This window comes from Acinetobacter brisouisimilis (assembly GCF_000368265.1).
Taxonomy (GTDB): Bacteria; Pseudomonadota; Gammaproteobacteria; order Pseudomonadales; family Moraxellaceae; genus Acinetobacter.
Genome location: NZ_KB851219.1, coordinates 1,956,729 through 1,978,473, shown reverse-complemented (window position 1 = coordinate 1,978,473; position 21,745 = coordinate 1,956,729). Strand labels below are relative to the sequence as shown.

The window sequence follows — 21,745 nt, the reverse complement described above, 5'->3', positions numbered from 1 at the left end:
CGTGATTTCGGTGATCGTCCAGCTCCACGTCGTGAAGGTGGTTTTGGCGACCGTCCACAACGTTCGTTTGATGACCGTCCAAAACGTGATTTCGGTGATCGTCCAGCTCCACGTCGTGAAGGTGGTTTCGGTGATCGTCCACAACGTAGCTTTGGTGACAAACCGCGTTCTAATGATGACAACCGTGGTAACCGTGTAGATTACAAGCCAGCTCGTGATGGTGCTGATCGTCCGCGTCGTGATTTCGGTGATCGTCCAGCTCCACGTCGTGAAGGTGGTTTCGGTGATCGTCCACAGCGTTCTTTCGATGATCGTCCAAAACGTACTTTTGGTGGTGAAGAACGTCCACGCCGCGAGTTCAACGCAGACCGTCCTCGTCGTGAAGATGGTGAGCGTCGCCGTAAATTTAACGACTAATTTTCGTTAGAATTTATTGTAAAAAGCCAGTTTTCTAACTGGCTTTTTTACTGAAAGTTATTTTTTAAAGATTGAAGAAAGTATTAAAAAATAGATTATTCTTTATGAAAATAATTATATTAATAATTTACTTATGTCTTATTTGATTGAATTAATTACCTATATGATACAGACAAAAATATACCTTTTTTACACGATTTATCTCGTCCATTGATAAAATCTTCAACTTTTTCCGTTGCGAAAATGGTAAGCTACGTCACGTAAAATCTATAGGTAAATTTTAAAAATCTTCTATCCTATGAAGAGTTCACTTGCTGTGAAAATCAAGCAGGAATTTGGTCCATTATGAAAAATACAGTAGCTGTGCCAGAGGATTCATTGATTGATATCAAGAATCTGAGCTTTAAGCGAGGCGAGCGCGTCATTTATGACAATGTCAATCTTTGTATTCGCCGTGGGCAAATTACTGCCATTATGGGACCTTCAGGTACAGGTAAGACAACTTTATTACGTCTGATTGGTGGGCAGTTGACTCCCGATCAAGGTTGTGTCCTGCTCGATGGCAAAGATTTGTCAGAAATGTCGCGTCATGAGTTGTTTGCTGCACGTGCGCGTATGGGAATGCTATTTCAAAGTGGTGCATTATTTACCGACATGACTGTGTATGAAAATGTTGCTTTTCCACTTCGTGCACATACTAAACTGCCAGAAAATCTGATTGCTGAGCTGGTGGCGCTGAAATTGGAGTCGGTTGGTTTACGCGGTGCTGAACAGTTGATGCCTTCTGAGCTATCTGGTGGGATGAACCGTCGTGTAGCATTAGCTCGCGCCATTGCACTTGATCCTGAACTCATCATGTACGATGAGCCTTTCGCTGGGCAAGACCCAATTGTAAAGGGTGTTCTGACTCGCCTGATTCGTTCATTGCGTGAAGCACTGGATTTGACAACGATTATTGTCTCGCATGATGTCGATGAAACCATGTCGATTGCAGATTATATCTATATTGTTGCCGAAGGCATCATTCAGGGGGAGGGTACGCCACAAGAGCTACGCCAACATCCTTCTGCATTTGTACAACAATTTTTAAATGGGCAGGCTGAAGGCCCTGTCGATTTCCAGTTTAGCCATCAGGCATATTTAAGCCAAGAGGTAAGTTCATGAATGCTATAGCCTTATTGGGTCGACGCGTGATTGAACGTGTACATGGAATTGGTGTGGCAACATTGATGTTGCTCCAAATTATTTGTTCAATGCCAACCCGACTCGGGATACGTTTATTTGTTTATCAAATGTACCGTGTCGGGGTGATGTCCTTATTGATTATTTCTGTATCTGGCTTGTTTATCGGTTTGGTCTTGGGTTTACAAGGCTACAATATTCTGGTGAATGTCGGTAGTGAAACCATGCTGGGTACGATGGTGGCATTGACCTTGCTGCGCGAGCTTGCCCCTGTGGTTGCAGCTTTGCTGTTTGCAGGGCGAGCAGGTTCTGCATTGACCGCTGAAATTGGCTTGATGAAAGCCACCGAGCAGTTGTCGAGTATGGAAATGATCGGGGTGGATCCACTCAAACGTATTGTGTCACCACGCCTGTGGGCTGGGATTGTCAGTTTACCGATGCTGACCGTTATTTTTGCTGCAATCGGGATTTTTGGCGGAAAAATGGTGGGCGTAGATTTTCTGGGTGTAGATGAAGGCTCTTTCTGGAGCGGCATGCAAAACTCAGTAGAATTTCAACATGATATTGTCAACGGCATCATTAAAAGTGTGGTATTTGCCGTGATCTGTACATGGATTGCTGTATATCAGGGATATTTTTGTGAGCCAACATCAGAGGGTATTTCCACCGCAACAACGCGTACAGTGGTGTATTCATCTTTGTGTATTTTAGGTTGTGACTTTGTGTTGACTGCGGTCATGTTTGGAGGAGTGTAATGAAGTCCCGTTCAAGTGAGCTGGCCGTAGGTGTACTTGTTATTCTATTCGGCTTGGCATTGTTTTTCTTGGCAATGAAAGTAAGTGGTTTGTCAGGCAGTACTTTAAGTAAAAGTTATGAAATGACCGCCACATTTGACAATGTCAATGGTCTGAAAGAGCGCGCTAAGGTAACGATGAGTGGTGTGACCGTAGGGCGTGTCGAATATATTGACCTTGACCCTGTAACGCGCCTTGCCAAAGTGACGTTTGAGCTGGATGGTAATAAAACGACTTTTAATCCGACTCAATTACAGACTGTAGAACAAAATGCTCTAGAAGAACTGCACTATAGTGATGACTATCAACATGCAAATGCTACGAAACAAAAAGTAATGGAACAGCAACTGTTGAGTAACATGAAGTCCATCACCAATATTGACCAAGATGCTTACATTATGGTGGCAACCAATGGTCTGCTTGGGGAAAAATACCTCAAGATTGTACCAGGTGGTGGTTTGAATTATATCAAGCGTGGCGGTGTGATTAGCAATACCCAAGGGACGATGGATCTTGAAGACTTGATTGGTAAGTTCATTACAGGCATGTCTGGTAAGTCATCTACAGGTACAGCCGCAGAGACTAAAACGGCCTCTGAACCGAGCCAAACAGCTGATCCACAGACTTCATTCACCCAATAGCAGAATTTAGAGGAGTAAGACGTTGAATACTTTATTTAAACAAACCCTTACAGCAAGCATCTTATCTAGCGTGATTGCAGGAACTGCGTTTGCAGCACCTGCTGAAGCACCGCCAGTATTTGTAAAACGCGTTGCAGATGCTTTGATTAGCCGTTTAAAAGCAGACCATGCCAAATTGCAAAGCAACCCAGCATCTGTCAATGCAATTGTGAAACAAAACCTTGACCCATATGTTGATGCGCAGTCATTCACCCGTATCGTAATGGGAACTTATGCTGCACCACAAAACAGTACCGCACAGCAACGTGCAGCATTTGAACATAATTTGCGTCAAAGTCTAGTTCAAAACTATGGCTCGGCTTTAGCAAAATATAGCAATCAAAGTTATAGTCTACGCCCTTATAAACCTACAGGTGGTGCATTCCCTGTGGTCACCATTGACTTTGTTAACCAAGGGCAAAAAACCCCTGTATCATTCCAGTTGACTGATAATAATAGCCAATGGAAAATCCGTAATATTAATGTGGCTGGGATTGATTTGGGCTTACAATTCCGCAACCAGTTTGCAGCAACTGTAAAACGTAATGGTGGCAACATCGATAAAGCGATTGCGACCTTTAAACCAGATGCTGATGCTGCGGTGAAAAAATAAGATAGGTGCATTGTGATTGAGCTTAAACATCAGCAATTATGCCTGTCAGGCACGATTAATTTTGAGAATGCAGCCGAAATTTACCAGAAAGGTCTGGCGCTAATTCGCCAGCAAGCACATTTTCCTGTGGTGGTGAATCTGGAAGGGTTACAGCTTGGTAATACACTTGCGCTGGCAGTTTTGGTACAGTGGTTACGCCAGACGCCAGAACAAAAGGGACTACATTTTCAGGCAGTTCCAGTCAAAATGCTCAAGATTATTGAAGCCTGCCATTTACAGGATGATCTGATTTTGTTGAGTTAAAGCATGCAATATAAAAAAGCATCCAGATCGGATGCTTTTTTTATATCCATTTTTTCCAGCGGAAATAAGCAGTTGGAAGAATAAATGATGCAACGATAATGATAGAGACAGCAGTAAAGCTGAAATCTCCATGCGCAAATGGTAGAACAGTCGTATTCATCCCATAGAGACTGGTGACCAGCATCGGTGCTGTGAGTAAACTAGGTAAAATCGAGAAACGACGAATCGTATCGCTTTGTTCTGAGTTAATGAAGCCTGATGTGGTATCGAGTAAGAAACGTACTTTCTGGAATAAGAACGCTGTATGTTCAACCAAGGAACGCACATCTTCACTCATCTCCCGAATTTCACCATCATAAATATGGCTACCTAAAGCGCGTGGGCGAGACAGAAAACTGAGAATACGGCGTAAATCGATCAAACACAGTTGCGCTTTTCCGAGCATGTCTTCTTGTTGTGCCAAACGAGTGACCATGTCATCAAGGTCAAGCACTTGTTCGCGGTGGTGGTTATTGAGAACTTCGGTTGAATATTTTTCTAGATCTTTATGAATATCTTCCAAGATATCAGCAAGCTCATCAAGCTTGGCTTCGAATAATCCCAGTAAAATCCAGACAGGGTCTTTATAGTCTACTTCGTAATCGTTGCGGCGCGCGCGAGCACGAAATGCACGAAACGACACCAGTTTCTCACCACGAAGCGTAAGCAGGCGCTGTTTATTTAAGATAAATGCAACAGTTTGTACCGTTGCCAGCATATGATCATGCTCATCACTTTCATTATCGACCTGATAGTTTTTATTTTTCGTTAAAAAATAAGTACTGATATGTAAAATTCCATCATCATCGCGATAGAATCGAGCAGATGAGGAAATATCTTCAAGCGATTTGAGTGTAGGCAGATTCTGTTCATAGGCATCAATAACCCATTGTTGCTCCTCTTGTGAAGGTGCAATCAGATCAATCCATACTAATTCTGGGTGTAAGTCGAATCCACCATTAATGGTCGCATCTTCGAGACTCCCACGCTCTGTTGCGTAAAAAGCTTCAAGCATCGGTGTCTTTCTCCCTTGGATAGGTCGGGGGTAAAACGGTGGGTGTATTTTAGACAAGGAATTGCGGAAAAACACTGATCAGTTCGTTATTTTGCTAAAAAAAATTCGCTTTAGTTTATTTTTAATACATGACAGATCAATAGTAGGTCAATTTTATGAATTCAATCGCAATCTTTTGTGGCTCTAAAGCAGGTAAAGATTCAATTTTTGTAGAAACTGCGCAACAGGTTGGGCAAAAAATTGCCCAACAAGGTAAAACTTTGGTTTATGGTGGTGGGCATTCTGGGTTAATGGGGGTTGTTGCTGATAGTGCTTTGCAAGCAGGTGGAAAAGTCATTGGTGTGATTCCTGAGGTGCTGGTAAATCGCGAATTGGCGCACCCGCATTTAACCGAATTGTATGTGGTCCGCAACATGCATGAGCGTAAAACAAAAATGTCTGAGCTTGCCGATGGGTTTATTGCCTTACCTGGAGGTGCGGGTACACTGGAAGAAATTTTTGAACAATGGACGTGGGCTCAGTTAGGAATTCATTTAAAACCGTGTGCATTTTTAAATGTGATGGGATTTTACGATCCGTTACTATCCATGATCCAAGCGACGGTCAGACAAGGTTTTACCCATTCTCGCTTTGCCGATACCTTGTTAATTTCGGATCAGATTGAAACTTTATTGACCCAGTTTGAACAGTATCAGCCACCACAGCCAAAATGGGGAATGAATGAAAGCGTAGCATAACGGCTTGCTATGACTTGTCATCTACTTGAATAGACTCGTCATGATCCATTTATCCAGTTGCTGCCACCCCAAATGTTGATCAGCTTGGTGCCATGTTTCGTTAAGCTTTGGGGTTTGCGAGGCAAACTGCATAAATCTGCTGGCAACCGAGTTGCTGTAATTTTGTATGCAATGCCTGAATTGAGCTACCCGTCGTGATGACATCATCCACAATCAGCACGCGGCGGTAACGTACTTTACTGGGGACTTGAATCACGAACTGCTGTTCAATATTGCTGAGTCGTTCCAGCCGGTTCAAACCTTTCTGATGTTGTTGATCTTGCCGTAGAATGGGTTGCCAGATTGGGACATTCAGTCGTTTGGCTAAATGCTCTGCCAAAAGCAAGGCCTGATTATATCCCCGTTCGATCAAACGTTGCTGTGAAATAGGCATGGGAACAATCGCTTGAACTTTGGGAAATTTAAGCTGATTCAACATATGATTAAATAACGGCAGATAATGCAGTTGCTGTTCGTATTTGAACTGTTGAATCATCCGATCAAGCGGGTATTGATAATAAGCTGCGACCTGAATTTGCATTTCTTGGCGATGAATATGCTGTTTGAGCCATGGCAACTGTTGCCAGCAATCCTGACACACAGAAGTTTGGGTCGCCCGATCACTTTGGCACAGGCTACAGCTCAACACAGGTTGCAATAGCCGAGACAATTTAGACATAAGCATAGCGCGGTGCCTCAGGTAGCCAGCGTTTTAGCAGGGGTTCAACCAGTTGCGGATACTTTTGCATGATTTGCTGCGCTACATCATGGGCTTGATTGAGCAAATGATCATCGCGCTCCAGTTTGGCAACTCGAAAACCCAGATCACCTGTTTGTTTGGTTCCAAGCATTTCACCAGGCCCGCGTAGCTCCAGATCTTTTTCCGCAATGACAAACCCATCATTACTTTCCCTCAAAATCGACAGGCGTTCATGTCCGTTTTTTGATAGCGGGGTTTTATAAAGTAACACACAAAAACTGGCTAAAGCGCCACGTCCAACCCGCCCGCGTAACTGATGTAATTGCGATAAACCCAGTCGTTCTGCATTTTCAATGATCATCAAGCTAGCATTGGGTACATCGACCCCGACTTCAATCACTGTCGTGGCAATCAACAGTTGCAGTTGGTTATCTTTGAACTGCTGCATCACGCGCTGCTTGTCATCGGCTTTCATTTTGCCATGCACCAAACCAATTTTCAGTTCAGGAAAACGTTGCTGAATTTCCAGATAGGTCGCTTCAGCTGCTTGGGCATCGAGAGTTTCCGACTGTTCAACCACGGTACAGACCCAGTAGGCTTGTTTACCTTCGGCACAGTTGTTGGCAATGCGTTGCAGCACTTCTTCACGGCGGTCGATTGGAATGGCAACGGTTTGAATCGGGGTGCGCCCAGAAGGTAGTTCGTCAATAATCGAGGTGTCTAAGTCACCGTAGGCGCTCATCGCCAGTGTACGGGGAATCGGGGTAGCGGTCATCACCAGTTGATGTGGTGTGTATAGGGCATCGCCTTTGTTACGCAAAGCCAAACGCTGATCGACCCCGAAACGATGTTGCTCATCAATAATCACCAACCCGAGTTTGGCAAATTTCACATTGTCCTGAAACAGGGCATGCGTTCCGATGACCAGTTGTGCTGCACCTGTGGCAATCTGTGCTTCGGCTGCGCTACGCGCTTTACCTTTTTGTTTACCTGACAGCCATGCCACATTCAGCCCTAAAGGCTCAAACCAGCGTTTAAAATTCAGATAATGCTGCTCTGCTAGAATTTCAGTGGGTGCCATTAGTGCCACTTGCCAGTCGGCTTCGAGAGCATGACACGCTGCTATGCCTGCAACCAGTGTTTTTCCTGCACCGACATCACCCTGTACTAAACGTAACATTGGCTTGTTTTGTTTTAGGTCATCAGCGATTTCTTTAGATACCCGTTTTTGTGCATTGGTCATTTTAAACGGCAGTCCAGCCAAAAGCTGTTTGGCAAGGACTTTACTGCTGGGTAGAACAGGCGCTTGGATTTGCTGAATATAGGCACGACGTGCAAGCAAACTCAGTTGATGTGCCACCAATTCTTCAAAAATCAGGCGTTGTTGTGCAGGATGTGAACCCTGTGCCAGTTGTTGCATGTTGGCGCTGAGAGGTGGCTCATGAATATAAAACAGTGCGTTTTTAAGCGCGTAACCGTTGCAAAACTGGCTAGGAATCAGTTCAGGCAAAGCATCACTATGCTGTTGTAAGGCCTGTTTGACATATTCTCGTAGTTTGGCTTGGGTTAAACCATCGGTGCTGGGATAAATCGCAGTCAGTTGGGTTTTGGGTAATGGCGTATGTGCATGAATCGCCTGAATTTCAGGATGATACAATTCCAAACCGCGCGCGCCAACACGGATTTCGCCAAACACCCGAACCCGATTGCCGACTTGTAAGGTATTGGTCAGGTTTTTATAGATATGATAAAAACGCAAGGTGACTTTGCCAAAATCATCTTGCAGTGCCACGGCCATGGACTTACGTTTTCCCGCAGGAAAATCGACGGATTGCACCACACCCTCGATCAAATAGCTACGTCCAACTTGTAGTTGGTTCATGGCAATAATGCTGCTACGATCTTCATAGTCACGTGGTAAGTGAAATAGCAAATCGTCGGTGGTGAATAGATTCAGTTTTTCCAAGAGTGCAGCGGTTGCCTGACCCACGCCTTGTAATTGATGAATTAAAGCCATGTCCCTCCAGCTTAGGTCATGTCATGCATATTGTATTTATTGGTTATGGTAAAACATCTCAACGCGTTGCAAAACAGCTATTTGCGCAAGGACACCAGATTAGCACAATTAGTCGCAGCCCGAAAACCGATCCGTTTGCCCAGCATTATGTTCAAGATGTTCATCATTTAGATTTATCAACCTTCGCCCCGATTGACTGGGTGTATGTGTTGCTTAGCCCTGAACAGAGTAGTGTTGAGGGTTATCAGCAGACTTATGTCGATTCGGTTGCGCCAATTGTGGCAGCGCTACGCTCACATCCTGTCAAAAAAGTGGTGGTGGTGTCTTCTACCCGTGTTTATGGCGAAAATGCGGGAGAAAGTATTGATGATGATAGTTTAATCCAACCGAGTGATGAGCAGGGGCATTTACTGCGGGAAATGGAGCTGCGCTGGCAGAAAGCATACCCTGAACAGAGTATCATCATTCGTCCAAGCGGAATTTATGGAGACAGTGTCGCGAGGATGTGCAAGTTGGCACAGAATACCCGAATTTATCCAAATACCCACTGGAGTAACCGTATTCATGCGGATGATTTGGCAGGTTTTTTGGCGTACCTGACCCAGTTAAAACAACATCAGCCAAGTTATATCGTTACCAATCCTCAGCCGATTCGATTGCATGAAGTGATTGCATGGTTTCAGCAACAATTGGGTTTGCTGCATTTAACCGTACAACAGCCTGAGCAAGTTTCGGGTAAGCGCCTGTATGCAACACGCTTGCAGCAGAGTGGTTTTCAGTTGCAGCATGCCGATTGTTTTCAAGATTATGCAGCGTTGTTGGCACAGCAGCCACGATGAATTAATTTATTTGAAAAGATGTAAAAATGAACTCAAAGATTTGACATTTGGCAGTTACAGCGGTGAAGAATAAATGCTTTAGTTGGTTCTTATAAAATTAAAATGGCATCTTATCGTTTTAAGTCCAATTCTTAGAGCTCCTCACTACTTTTGTTTCGGCAAATGAGAAGCCAAGCTTCGCAAGGAAAACCATCTTGCGGAGCAATGCTCCTCACCACAAAACTCGTTCACTATAAGCAATAATAAAATAAATCGCAAAAACAACAATTTATTAATCTAGTCCTGCCTCAAACAATTGTGGATGACGTATCCGTGTATCAAATAATGTGATGAATTTAAAATGAAAAGTGCCAGTCAACTAACTGACTGGCACTAATTCAAAAATGCGGTTTTTTGAAGTTCGAAGGCTTATTTTTTCTTACGTTTTGAACGGCGTTTGGCATTGTGCTCTGCCATCGCTGCCAAGGCTTGCTGTAACTCATCATCGCTAAAAGTGGTGATGTGGCGCAGCATTTGACGAGTGGCATCGTCCAAGACCAAGTTGGCATACTGAGCAACACGACTAAAGTTTTCGTCGTATTCCAAGAAGCCTTGTTCATTGGTTTTAATATAGTTTTGCTGAGTCAACACTTTGAGGAAGCTTTGGAATAATGCCTTATCAAAGAACTCTGGTGAATTGAATTCAAATAGCACTGACAAACGCTGCCCGAGTAAGTGACTCAAATCTTCAACCTGTTTTGCTGAAATATTGCCTGAGCCGCGTTGCGTGATTAGCGCCAAAGTCATGTAGTAACGTTCCAGACTTTGTTTGACAGGTGCCATCATCAGCACCAATTGATTATGCGCTTCCGAATTTGGTGTTGGGCTATGCAAGTCACCCTGAGCATTGCTTGAGATCAGACCCGCTTGAATCATGGCATCGGTATAGGCCTGAATGGGTTGATTCAGCTCCGATACATCCCATTTCATAAACAGTTCAGCTTTTAAGAATGGATACAGCGTACAAATCACATTGCCTAAATCTTCGCGGCTGATTTTGCCGTTGAGTTCTACCAAAGATGCAATCAGTGATGGCAAGACAAAGGCATGCAAAACGTTATTGCGGAAGTAAGTCAACAATACCGCTTGGTTGTCTTCTACGGTAATAATATCGCCAAGTGCATGTTGCACACGTTTGAGCAATTTGAGTTTCAGACCATAACTGATCATCTCTTTGCCTGACAAAGAGGTGACTTCACTGCGCGCATCGTAAGGCAATCGAGTTGCCAGATGACGATAGGTATCAAGCTGTTTAATAAACAGTTCTTCATCGAGAGTGTGTTTATCATTTGCCAGTAAAATCAGTGACAATAGTGAAACAGGATTGATCACCACCGCATTGTTAATTTTTTCCAAGATCGCATGAGCGGAACTGGTGACTGCATCCGACACCACAGCAGGAATTGGCTCATCATTCTTTTCAATACGAATCTGGTCAGCATTGTGCGCTTTGAGCAGGTCATTCAAAAATACAGGTTCTCCAAAGTTAACATGTACCTTACCGAAAATGCGCTCGATTTTACGCAAGGTTTTGACAATCCCAATCAGCGACTCGGCTTCTTTTGGTTTACCCTGCATTTCGCCAATATAGGTTGAACCTTCCATGAGGCGTTCATAGCCAATATATGTCGGAATAAACACAATCGGTTTGTTGCTGGTACTGCGCAAATGACTGTGTACTGTCATCGCAAGCATGCCTGTTTTTGGCGGTAGCAAACGTCCCGTACGAGAGCGCCCACCTTCAATGAAGTATTCTAGTGGTGTATTTCGCGATACGATACTATATAAATATTCTTTAAATACAGTAGTATATAATCCATTTCCGCGGAAAGAACGGCGAATAAAGAACGCACCACCACCACGTAATAGTTGACCGACAAAAGGCAGATTCAGGTTATCGCCCGCAGCAATGTACGGTACCATCAAGCCACGACGATGAATAATATAAGACAGCAATAAATAGTCGATGTGACTACGGTGACATGGGGTATAGACGACTTCATAGTCTTTTGCCAGTTCACGTACCGTGTTGAAATTGTGTACCTCAACGCCATCATAAAGCTGTGTCCACAGGCGGGTCAGTGCCATATCGGCAAAGCGTACGGTTGAATAAGAATAATCCGATACGATTTCATTGACATAGCCAATAGCACGGCGCTCAGCTTCAAACATGCTGATTTTGCCACGAATACTTTCACGGCGAATGGCTTCTTGAACATCGGGTGCCTTGACCAAAGACTGCATCACGTTACGACGATCTGACAAGTCAGGGCCAAGTACGGCTTCACGTTGGCGATCAAGATATTGATTCAGTTGATTAATGATATATGTTGCAGGTGACAGGTTCGGACGTTGCTCTTTGGCAAAGTTAACCAGTTCACGTAACGACTGTTCAGGATGAAATTCAATAAAGGACTGGCGACCATGCACCCCGATATTAATCAACTGCTTGAGTGTACTTGGTGTGGCCCATGTATCAGTAAACAGCAGTTTAAATAAAGAATCTTCTTTGTCTGGTGACCGCCCCCACAAAATGGTCACAGGCACTAACTGAATGTCCAGCTCAGGCTGTTGCTCAAGCATTTCAATCATGCGCAATAGGCGTGGGGGTAAGGTTGGCGCACTGGCATTGAGCAAATAGTTATGGTCTGGTTGCTGTAAAAAGAACACCGAGCTTTTTTCCGCTGTATTGCCCAATTGTAAGGGTTCTAATGCAGGCGGTAATTTGAGTCTGCGGGTTTCACTATCGACCACCAGCGCATTACTGCGTGAGTAATTTTGCAAGACATAGCAAACAATCTTTTGCGGTTGAGCCGCAACTTCGCCACTTTCTGTGGATACAGCAGAAGTCGGTGGAACATCGCCAAGAACATGTGGAGTCACCACAAGATCAATAATTTTGCTTGATAGTCTACGGTACATCTGACCAAAACTATTCTTGGACATAGAAACTCCTACTTCAACACAAAGGCAAAGTGATAAAAACAAACAGGATGAAGGGTGATGAGATGGAACAAATCGAACCTTTCGCCAATTTTAACCAAAATGTCGGGCTTTGCGCACAAATTACGTTGAAAAAACGTAGTTTCATGTCATTGAAATCAGAAAAATATTGATCTTATGGGTTTTTCTTGTGGTTTGGTTGTATAAAACTCACTAAATTATATCTCTACCCGTGCCATTGTTTGGGATTGTGGCAAAATAATCAGTAGATTTTTATGGTCCTAAAAACCGCTTAGTTAGGTAATTGATGATGACACTCACCCAAGAATTAATTGATTTGCTCAGTTTAGAAAAACTTGAAGAAAATATTTATCGTGGGCAGAGCCGTAATCTGGTTGGTAAACGCGTCTTTGGTGGTCAGGTGTTGGGGCAGGCATTGCGTGCAGCATCGTATACTACCGATCGCCCTGCACATTCGTTGCATGCTTACTTTCTGTTTGGCGGAGATGTCGAAGCACCTATTATTTATGAAGTGGATCGTTTACGTGACGGTAAGAGTTTTGTTAGCCGTCAGGTACGTGCGATTCAGCATGGACGCACTATTTTTACCGCTATGGTGTCGTTTACCACACCAGAAGAAGGCTTAAACTATCAGCGTCATGCACCAGATGTGCCTGCACCTGACACTCTGCAAAATGAAAAGCAGATTAAGCAAGGTTTGCTGGAATTTGTGCCTGAAAATGTGCGTAACAGTTTTATGCGCGATCGTCATGTCGAGCTGCGTCCCGTCGAAGACATTCAAAATCCATTTCGCCCGCAGCCACAGCTTCCACATTATTCACATTATGTGCGTACTCATGAGCAAATTAAGGCAGAACAAGACAGCATTGCCTTGCATCAGTCGATTGTGGCGTTTTATTCAGATTTTACCCTCATGACCACGGCATTACGCCCACACGGCTTAAATTATCTATCGCCGAGTTTGCAGTGTGCCAGTATCGACCATGCGATTTATTTCCATAAACCACTGCGTGCGGATGACTGGATACTGTATGAGATGGAAGCAACCGTCAGTGCCAGCTCACGTGGTCTGAACTTTGGGCGTATGTGGCAAAATGGTGAGTTGGTCTGTAGCACGGTACAAGAAGGCTTGATGCGTTTACGTGAAATTGAAACGCAATAAAATCAGCAGGCTAAGGTAAAAATTTGCCTTAGCTTTTGTCCTAAACCTGATTTACATATTTAAAATAGCACTCGATTCCATATCTTTGCCATGCCATAGTACTCAATCGCTTAAAATAAGAACCGAGGCAAGATGAGTTTAAATACCAAGATTTTTATTGCAGCCTTGATAGGCATTGCCTATGGTTTGTTGCTGCGGTTTTATCCAGATACGACATTCTTTAATGGCAGCTTATATGTACTGGGCATAGTCAGTGGTATTTTTATTGGTTTCCTGAAAATGTTGCTTGTCCCACTGGTATTTTCTTCGATTGTGATCGGGGTTGCCAGTCTGGAGTCGGGGCATCAACTGGGCAGGGTCTGGAAAATTACCTTGCTCTGTAGTTTGACGACCATGAGTCTGTCGTTATTTCTCGGCTTACTTGGTGCGCATTTATTTGAAGTGGGCAAGGGGCTAAATGTTGCCCTGTTCCAAACCGCGATGCAGCAGCATCCACCTACAGCACAAAATCTGGATGCTTCCTCATTTTTGGTGAACTTTGTCCAAAATACCCTGATTAACCCATTTAAAGCCTTTAGCGATGGCAATGTCTTGTCAGTGGTGATTTTTTCCATGCTGATTGGTCTGGCACTGGTGTATGGTGGCGAGCGCTTTGCGGGGATTCGCCGTTTAAGTCATGAGTTTTTTGAACTGGTGATGATGCTGGTGGGCTGGCTGATGAAGCTTGCGCCAATTGGAATTTTGGCGCTGCTGGCTAAACTGATTGCCAAAGAAGATTTGTCGGTACTGAGCCGTTTGGCAGAATTTGCTGCGGTGGTGACGGGCACCACCTTGTTTCATGGCATTGTGGTCTTGCCGCTGTTACTGTGGGTTTTTGGCAAAATGTCGCCGTGGAAATTTTTCAAAGGTGCACGTCTGGCAATGGTCACGGCATTTGCCACCAGTTCCAGTTCAGCGACTATGCCACTGAGTATGAAGTGTGCACAGGAAAATCTGGGTGTACGTCCACAGATTGCAGGTTTTGTGATTCCGCTCGGTTCACATCTCAACATGGATGGCACGGCGCTTTACGAAGCGGCAGCAGCATTGTTTGTTGCCAATTTAATCGGGCTGGATTTGCATTTGGGGCAGCAGATTATTGTCTGTTTAACTGCCATGATTGCTTCTTTGGGGGCGCCTGGTATTCCAAGTGCGGGCATGGTCACCATGATTATGGTGTTACAGTCTGTCGGTTTACCTGCCGAAGCCATTGCGATTTTACTGCCAATAGATCGTATTTTGGATACCGTTCGTACCGTTGTCAATGTACAAGGCGATATGATGGTGAGTGTGGTGGTCGATCGTTATACCCGCATTCCTCGTGATCCAAGTTAGCTTGATACAAGATTGGAGAAGATTGTTTTTGTCAGGCAATCTTCTCCCAAAAAATTTATCTGAAATTGAGTTCTTTTCATCACTATGCAGTTGTGGCTTAGCATCGCTCAAGAACCAAATTGTTCAGTATGATGCAGTAAGCAGAAGAATCTGGAGCGTAATAAAAACCAGATTTTTGAGTGAAATGTTGGAATTTATTTTAGTTTTAGAATGCTGATTTTATAAATTTACCCAAGTGAATCTTCATGACTTGGGTCAATATAAACAGCAAGCACGAGATCTTCAGCATAAGCGAATCAGATAGACTACACTACCCAATTTGCACTCCCACATCATCAGAACCATGACTCAATCTCAACAACCTGTGATTACCGTTGCCGCCGCGATTATTTTTAATACGCAAGGGCAGGCACTACTGGCACGTAAACGTCATACCGAATTTTTTATGCAGGTCGGTGGCAAGCTTGAAGCCAACGAATCGGCACAGCAAGGTTTATTGCGCGAGATTCAGGAAGAAATTGGTGTGGCTGCACGGATTGTCAAAGACTTAGGCATGGTTGAAACGGCTGCTGCCAATGAAGCCAATCATCGCTTATTGGCGCATTTATTTCATGTCGAGTTACTGGGTGAGGCTCAAGTGTCTGCCGAACTGGCAGAAATTCAATGGGTGAATGTGTTTGCACCGATTGACTTGGCACTTGCACCGTTGACAGAACAATATGTTCTGCCTTATATCCGACAGCAGTGTGCTGAGTCTCAAAACTAGTGGAGCAAGTGGTTAATTGACTCCTGAAATTGAGTTACGCTGTGCCACTTTCTCTTGAAGCTGCTGTTTTTCCTGTGCTGATAAAAAGGCGATACTCAAACCGTTCTGCTGTGCTTTTCGGATTTGTGCTTCAGACAAGCCTGCCTGTGGCGCTGCCTGTAAATATTCATGTTGAATATCAATGCCTTCAACCGCTGGGTCGTCGCTGTTAATGGTGGCTAGAATGCCGTGTTCAAGAAAGGTTTTGAGCGGATGCTGACGAATATCAGCAACGGTACTGGTTTGCAAATTTGAGGTAATGCAGGACTCAATCCCGATCTGATGTTCAGCTAGATAATCCAGTAATTTTACATCTTCTACAGCTTTGACCCCATGTCCGATACGGGTTGCCCCGAGGGTTTGAATGGCTTGCCAAATACTGCTTGCGCCTGCGGCTTCGCCTGCATGGATGCTGATGTGCCAGCCTGCATCACGGGCTTGTTTGAAATGCTCGACAAATAATTCACCTGGAAAGCCCAGCTCATCACCTGCCAAATCTAGCGCAGTAATCTGATCACGATGAGTCAGTAAGGCATCCAGTTCTTGCTGGCAGCGTGCTTGCCCAAAGGTACGACTCATAATGCCAATCAGTTTAGCAGGAATATTAAAGTCACGGCTGCCTTGCTGAACGCCATCAATCACGGCCTCGATTACGCCAGCCAGTGGAAGTTGATGGCTCATCGCCATATAAAAGGGTGAAAAGCGCAGTTCAACATAGTCCAAACCTTGCTGCGCTGCATCTTGCATATTTTCCCATGCGACACGGCGGCAGGCTTCCAAATCACCCAAGACTTTTACGCCCCAGTCCAGTTTACTTAAAAAGCTGAGCAGGTCAGGTTGATTGTCCATGACCTGAACATGGGGTAGCAGTTCGGGCAGGGTGTTGGCAGGCAGTTGTATTTGAAATTGTTGCCCGAGTTCTAAGATGGTTTGCGGGCGGATGTTGCCATCAAGGTGGCGGTGTAAATCGGTGAGCGGGATATTTTTATCAATCATTATTATTCGCCTAAAGGTTTATCCAATCAAAAAAGCGTGATGTTCTCACAGCATAATCGCAAGTGGATTCATCACGCTAGTTGAAAGGCAGCAGGCTTTAGTCAATTTTCTGTAACTGATCTCCAACAGCTGCAAATAAACGACTGAGGTCTTCTGGTTTGCTGTTGAACATTGGGCCAAACTGCAAGCAGTCTCCGCCAAAACGCACATAGAAACCTGCTTTCCATAGGGCTGTGCCGACTTCAAACGGGCGAATGCTTGGGTCACCATCGCGTGCCGCCAACTGGATCGCCCCGATCAAACCACAGTTACGAATATCGACCACATGTTTTGCAGTTTTCAGGTCATGAATCACGCTTTGGAAATGTGGTGCAAGTGCAGCTGATTGCTCAAGTAATTGCTCTTGTTTCAGCAATTCTAAAGTTGCTAAACCTGCGGCACAGGCGACGGGATGACCTGAGTAGGTATAGCCATGCGCAAATTCGACAAAATGCTCAGGTGTGCCTTGTTGCATGAAAGTGTTGAAAATTTCATCTGAAGCAATCACGCCACCCAAAGGTACAGCGCCGTTGGTGACTTGTTTGGCAAAGTTGAGAATGTCTGGAGTCACACCAAAGTATTCAGCCGCCGTCCATTTGCCCATACGACCAAAACCTGTAATCACTTCATCAAAAATCAACAGGATATTGTGTTGGTCACAGATTTCACGCAGACGTTGTAAATAACCTTGTGGTGGAATAATTGCACCCGCAGAACCAGACACAGGCTCAACAATCACCGCAGCAATGTTGGAAGCATCATGTAGTTCAATCAGTTTCAGCATTTCATTGGCAAGCGCCACACCGCCTGTTTCTGCCATGCCTTGGGTAAATGGCAGGTCAGTTTGTAAGGTATGTGGTAAATGATCGACATCCATAAATTGTCCGAACATTTTACGATTACCACCGATACCACCTAGGCTTGTCCCTGCGATATTGACGCCATGATAGCCTTTGGCACGACCAATAAATTTGGTTTTGGTAGGCTGTCCTTTAATGCGCCAGTAAGCTTTTGCCATTTTGACCGCAGTATCGGCTGACTCTGAGCCTGAACCTGTAAAAAATACGTGGTTGAGTGGATCTGGGGTCAATGCAGTAATTTGTTCAGCCAACTGAAATGAAAGTGGGTGCGCGAATTGAAATGCAGGCGCGTAGTCGAGTGTGCCAAGTTGTTTGGCTACAGCATCCTGAATCTGGCTGCGAGTATGTCCAGCACCACATGTCCATAAGCCAGATAATGAATCGTAAATACGGCGACCCTGATCATCAATCAGGTAATTACCTTCGGCTGCCACCACAAAACGCGGGTCTTGTTTAAAATTACGGTTGGCGCTAAATGGCATCCAGTGCGCATCGGAATAATGAGCTTGAGTGTGGCGAGCATCAGACATGTGGGCATCCTTGAAAAATCCTGAGAAATACAGCTTACATTGAGTAAATAGATGAGATAAATTTAAGCTAACTCACGTTTAGATTTAGAAATCCTCACCTAAATGAAAAGCAAAACCCTGAACCAAGTCACCGACTCTGATATCAAGCTATTGAAGGTTTTTCGGGCTGTTGCAGAAAGTGGCAGTTTTTCAGCAGCCGAGAGTGCTTTGGGCATTACCCGTTCGGCGATTAGCTTGCATATGAGTACACTGGAAAACCGTTTGGGCATGCGTTTGTGTCAGCGTGGGCGTTCGGGTTTTGCCCTGACCGATGAAGGCAAACATATCTTGAGTTATAGCGAGGCATTGCTGACCTCGATTGAGGATTTTCGTCAGCATGTCAATCGCTTGCATCACGAAATCAAGGGTGAGCTGAAAATCGGTATCATTAATAATCTGGTGACCTTACCGCAAATGCAGATTACCCATGCTTTATCACGCCTCTATCAAAAAGGGCCGAATATTCAGATTCATCTGAGTATGAGCACTCCGATTGAAATTGAAAAAGGCTTAATGGACGGGCAATTGCACGTCGGGGCATTGCCAATGATCAGCCCGCTTTCGGGTTTGGAATATAGTGATTTATATGAAGAAGCCAGCTATCTGTATTGTAGTCATGGTCATGCCTTGTTTCATCATGTTGGGCAGGTGAGTAGTGCCGAGCAACTGAAAAACTGGGATGCCGTGGTACCGAATTATCGGCTATCTCAAAATGCGATTGAAATGCAGCAAGCCTTAAATGCCAAAGCCAGTGCCAGTGACCGTGAAGGCATTGCTTTTCTGATTTTAACAGGGAAATTTATCGGATTTTTGCCTGAACACTATGCCAAGCACTGGGTTGAACGTGGCATGATGCGTGCGGTTTTGCCTGAAGAAATGCATTATTTTTCTAATATTTGTATCGCAACGCGTAAGGGGCGACGCGCCAATTTTATTTTGGATCTATTTTTGCAAGAACTGAAAGTTCAAGCTTAAGTTTTTTATTTTATGTGAAAATTTTAAATTTTGAGAAAGGATAGTTGAGATCACATAAAAATTTATAAAGTCGTTGTCGCACATTCAAGGTCATTTCCAAGCATTGCGATTTAGAAACTGAAAAGTTTTGTGATGCCGAATGATAATGTGTTTCTGTCCCAAGCCACTTGGCTACTTCCCATTTGGGTAAAATCATCGGGATCTGATAGAAGCGGTAACACCATTTTTTTGATGTTACCTTAAAAAAATTATGGCTTGATTTGTTCTAAACCCTGATCTTCAATAATCTGAGTTGCTTGTGGCGATTTCACGAATAGAATCAGTTCTTTCGCTAGCTTTTCATGTTTAGAATTTTTGTCTATACCTGCTGAGAAGACAGTCACTTTTTGATAAGGTGCAGGAATAGGCCCAACTAATTCAACCTGTCCATATTTACCAGTAAACGGCTTAATTTCGCTGATCTGCTGGAACCCAATATCAAATTGTCCTTCTGCAATACGCTTGGCAACCCGATCACCGACCACTTTTTCAGCCTTACTGCGAATGACTTTATATTCGACAGGGGGGAAGCTTGGGAAAACATCTTTTTCAAGATGCGTACCGCTTGCACTGGCAGAGTAACCAATATGTTTTGCAGTTAACAAAACTTTTTCGAAATTTTCTGCAGAGCTGATATCGGGTTTTTTAGCACCCTTCGGGATAGCCATACCAATGCTGGAATTGACCAAAGCGCTTTGAGAATTTGGATCTACATAACCTTTTTCTGCGAGCTTGTTCAGTTCAGGAGCAGCCAGTACCACCATATCAAAATGTTCACCACGATCAAGTCGATTTGGGATTGCCGTTGGCGATGCGCCCATAGACGAACCAGAAGATAGATGAACCGTATGACCCGTTTGTTTTTCAAAGATTGGAATGAGTTTTTGCATGGAGGAATAAAATCCACCTGAGCTAATCACTTCAAGTGTATCTGCATTTGCTATTGTTGATCCTAAGCCTAAACCAGCGAAGCAAACTATCGTGAAGAGATGAGACTTTTTCATAAGACCTCACGTGAATTGAAAGGGAGTCCAACAGGTAGAACCGAGATCTACCTGACTGTGAATCGAATTAAAAAATAGACTGTCTTAAGTTCTGACTTTTACAGGTTCAGCTATAGCATCAGGATGCTTCTGTTTAGAGCTATGACATAAATATAAGCTTGAAAGAAGGCTACATACCGCTGCGAACATGAGCCAGAAAGCTGGTGTGCTGGCATTACCTGTATGTTCGACAAGGAAGGTACATGCGATAGGTGTCATGCCCCCAAAAATAGCGGCTGCTAGACTAAAAGCGAGAGAAAAACCGACTGTCCGTACACGTTTTGGCATGACTTCTGCCAGTGTTGCAACCATCGTCCCGTTGTACATACCAAAGAAAAATGAAAAGTAAGCAAGCGTAATGAGTAAGTGAGAGAAACTGACATCATTGACCAACCAGCTTAAAACAGGATAACTTGTAAAGATGCAAAGTATGGTAATTCCGACAAGAACTGGACGACGACCAATTTTGTCTGAAAGCAAGCCACCCATAGGCAACCAGAAAAAATTCGACAAACCCACACATACGGTTGCTAAAAGACTGTCTGTCACTGACATTTCTAAAGTGCGTTTTGCATAAACGGTAGTGTAGACCGTTATAAAATAAAAAGTTGTTGTGGTCATGGCACTCATTAGCATGCCTGCAAGGACAATGCGCCAGTTACCCAAAATAGTTCTGAAAATTTCCTTTGAAGTCGGGTGATTTTTTTGAGCCTTAAAGTCCTCTGTTTCTTCTAAAGTACGGCGGAATATAAAGATTAATGGAATAATCAAGCAACCGATAAAGAAGGGAATGCGCCAGCCCCATTCACCCACTTGTGCATGGGTTAAAACCGTATTCAGCCAATAGCCGAGTAAGGATGCAAACACAACGGCAATTTGTTGGCTGCCAGACTGCCAGCTGGTAATGAACCCACGATTTTTATCTGTTGCAATTTCAGCCAGATAAATAGACACACCACCAGATTCAACACCCGCCGAGAAACCTTGTAATAAACGCCCAATCACCACTAAAATTGGAGCGAGAATTCCGATGGTTTCATAACCAGGTACAAAGGTAATGAATATTGTTCCAATCGCCATGAGACTCAATGTAACGATTAGTCCTTTGCGTCGACCTACTTTATCGACATAAGCACCAAGAAAAATAGCGCCTAAAGGACGCATCAGAAAACCAGCAGCGAATACTGTAAAGGTCATCATTAAAGAAACATATTCATTTTCAGAGTGGAAAAATTTTGCTGCAATATACGTTGCATAAAAACCAAAAAGAAAAAAATCGTACTGTTCTAAAAAATTACCACTCGTAACATTCAATATTTTTTTAAAAGTAGCCCAGTGTTTACTATTGCTATCCATAGGAGACCTCCTTGGTCTGACAAAATGGAAACACTCACAACATCTGAATCTGAGACCGTTTATTCCCCCTCATATAGATAAAATGAGGTTCAAGAAAAGTCTTCGCGGAGCCATTGTGATGCCTTGTTTCCAGTTCAAACTACACATTT

At 44.0% G+C, this 21,745-nt stretch carries 19 protein-coding genes and 1 pseudogene; 12 read left to right on the top strand and 8 right to left on the bottom strand.

The window, feature by feature from the left end; translation table 11 throughout:
- From F975_RS16050 to F975_RS12980, 6 genes and pseudogenes are all read left to right on the top strand, one after another.
- Positions 1-417 (top strand): annotated as a pseudogene (locus F975_RS16050) (DEAD/DEAH box helicase); the annotation flags it as partial.
- Positions 418-762: 345 nt separating this feature from the next.
- Positions 763-1,581, top strand: coding sequence for an ABC transporter ATP-binding protein (locus tag F975_RS13000; protein ID WP_004754062.1), 819 nt, complete (start codon positions 763-765; stop codon positions 1,579-1,581).
- Positions 1,578-2,354 (top strand): lipid asymmetry maintenance ABC transporter permease subunit MlaE, encoded by a 777-nt coding sequence (gene mlaE, locus F975_RS12995; RefSeq protein WP_004754060.1) that lies wholly within the window; start codon positions 1,578-1,580, stop codon positions 2,352-2,354. The genes F975_RS13000 and mlaE overlap by 4 nt, the downstream gene beginning before the upstream one ends.
- On the top strand, positions 2,354-3,034 hold the full coding sequence (mlaD, locus tag F975_RS12990) for an outer membrane lipid asymmetry maintenance protein MlaD (protein WP_004754058.1): 681 nt from the start codon (positions 2,354-2,356) through the stop codon (positions 3,032-3,034). The genes mlaE and mlaD overlap by 1 nt, the downstream gene beginning before the upstream one ends.
- 22 nt (positions 3,035-3,056) lie before the next feature.
- Positions 3,057-3,686, top strand: coding sequence for an MlaC/ttg2D family ABC transporter substrate-binding protein (locus F975_RS12985; protein WP_004754056.1), 630 nt, complete (start codon positions 3,057-3,059; stop codon positions 3,684-3,686).
- Between the two features lie 12 nt (positions 3,687-3,698).
- On the top strand, positions 3,699-3,989 hold the full coding sequence (locus tag F975_RS12980) for an STAS domain-containing protein (RefSeq protein ID WP_004754055.1): 291 nt from the start codon (positions 3,699-3,701) through the stop codon (positions 3,987-3,989).
- Between the two features lie 40 nt (positions 3,990-4,029).
- Here the strand turns inward: F975_RS12980 and F975_RS12975 are convergent, their stop codons facing one another.
- Positions 4,030-5,043, bottom strand: coding sequence for a CorA family divalent cation transporter (locus tag F975_RS12975; protein WP_004754053.1), 1,014 nt, complete (start codon positions 5,041-5,043; stop codon positions 4,030-4,032).
- A gap of 155 nt (positions 5,044-5,198) precedes the next feature.
- On the opposite strand from F975_RS12975, the gene F975_RS12970 reads away from it, so the two are divergent.
- Entirely contained in the window at positions 5,199-5,780 is a 582-nt protein-coding gene (locus F975_RS12970; protein ID WP_004754051.1) for an LOG family protein, read from the top strand.
- 100 nt (positions 5,781-5,880) lie between these two features.
- Here F975_RS12970 and F975_RS12965 read toward each other — a convergent pair whose 3' ends face one another.
- Both F975_RS12965 and recG read right to left on the bottom strand, forming a co-directional pair.
- On the bottom strand, positions 5,881-6,504 hold the full coding sequence (locus F975_RS12965; protein ID WP_004754049.1) for a ComF family protein: 624 nt from the start codon (positions 6,502-6,504) through the stop codon (positions 5,881-5,883).
- Positions 6,491-8,536, bottom strand: coding sequence for an ATP-dependent DNA helicase RecG (gene recG, locus F975_RS12960; protein ID WP_004754047.1), 2,046 nt, complete (start codon positions 8,534-8,536; stop codon positions 6,491-6,493). The genes F975_RS12965 and recG overlap by 14 nt, the downstream gene beginning before the upstream one ends.
- Before the next feature lie 23 nt (positions 8,537-8,559).
- Here recG and F975_RS12955 point away from each other — a divergent pair, with 23 nt between their 5' ends.
- On the top strand, positions 8,560-9,375 hold the full coding sequence (locus F975_RS12955) for an NAD-dependent epimerase/dehydratase family protein (protein WP_004754046.1): 816 nt from the start codon (positions 8,560-8,562) through the stop codon (positions 9,373-9,375).
- Positions 9,376-9,783: 408 nt separating this feature from the next.
- On the opposite strand, the gene plsB is transcribed toward F975_RS12955, so the two are convergent.
- A complete protein-coding gene (plsB, locus tag F975_RS12950) occupies positions 9,784-12,360 on the bottom strand; it encodes a glycerol-3-phosphate 1-O-acyltransferase PlsB (protein ID WP_004754044.1) in 2,577 nt (858 codons plus the stop codon).
- A 304-nt stretch (positions 12,361-12,664) separates the two neighbouring features.
- Between plsB and F975_RS12945 the strand changes: the two genes are divergently transcribed.
- The 3 genes from F975_RS12945 to F975_RS12935 all read left to right on the top strand — a co-directional run bounded on the left by F975_RS12945 (position 12,665) and on the right by F975_RS12935 (position 15,680).
- Positions 12,665-13,540, top strand: coding sequence for an acyl-CoA thioesterase (locus F975_RS12945; protein ID WP_004754042.1), 876 nt, complete (start codon positions 12,665-12,667; stop codon positions 13,538-13,540).
- A 132-nt stretch (positions 13,541-13,672) separates the two neighbouring features.
- Complete coding sequence (locus F975_RS12940) at positions 13,673-14,914, top strand: dicarboxylate/amino acid:cation symporter (protein WP_004754041.1); 1,242 nt, start codon at positions 13,673-13,675, stop codon at positions 14,912-14,914.
- Between the two features lie 343 nt (positions 14,915-15,257).
- Complete coding sequence (locus tag F975_RS12935; RefSeq protein WP_004754039.1) at positions 15,258-15,680, top strand: NUDIX hydrolase; 423 nt, start codon at positions 15,258-15,260, stop codon at positions 15,678-15,680.
- 12 nt (positions 15,681-15,692) lie between these two features.
- Here F975_RS12935 and add read toward each other — a convergent pair whose 3' ends face one another.
- Together add and aptA are read right to left on the bottom strand one after the other, a co-directional pair.
- A complete protein-coding gene (gene add / locus F975_RS12930) occupies positions 15,693-16,715 on the bottom strand; it encodes an adenosine deaminase (protein WP_004754037.1) in 1,023 nt (340 codons plus the stop codon).
- Positions 16,716-16,812: 97 nt separating this feature from the next.
- Entirely contained in the window at positions 16,813-18,144 is a 1,332-nt protein-coding gene (gene aptA, locus F975_RS12925) for an omega-aminotransferase AptA (protein WP_004754035.1), read from the bottom strand.
- 102 nt (positions 18,145-18,246) lie between these two features.
- Between aptA and F975_RS12920 the strand changes: the two genes are divergently transcribed.
- Positions 18,247-19,158 carry a LysR family transcriptional regulator gene (locus F975_RS12920; RefSeq protein WP_004754033.1) on the top strand — a complete coding sequence of 304 codons (912 nt, stop codon included), beginning with the start codon at positions 18,247-18,249 and terminating at the stop codon, positions 19,156-19,158.
- A 248-nt stretch (positions 19,159-19,406) separates the two neighbouring features.
- Here the strand turns inward: F975_RS12920 and F975_RS12915 are convergent, their stop codons facing one another.
- Positions 19,407-20,201, bottom strand: coding sequence for a substrate-binding domain-containing protein (locus F975_RS12915; protein ID WP_004754031.1), 795 nt, complete (start codon positions 20,199-20,201; stop codon positions 19,407-19,409).
- Positions 20,202-20,285: 84 nt separating this feature from the next.
- Positions 20,286-21,596: an MFS transporter gene (locus F975_RS12910; RefSeq protein ID WP_004754029.1), complete on the bottom strand. Its 1,311-nt coding sequence runs from the start codon at positions 21,594-21,596 to the stop codon at positions 20,286-20,288.
- Positions 21,597-21,745: the final 149 nt, after the last annotated feature.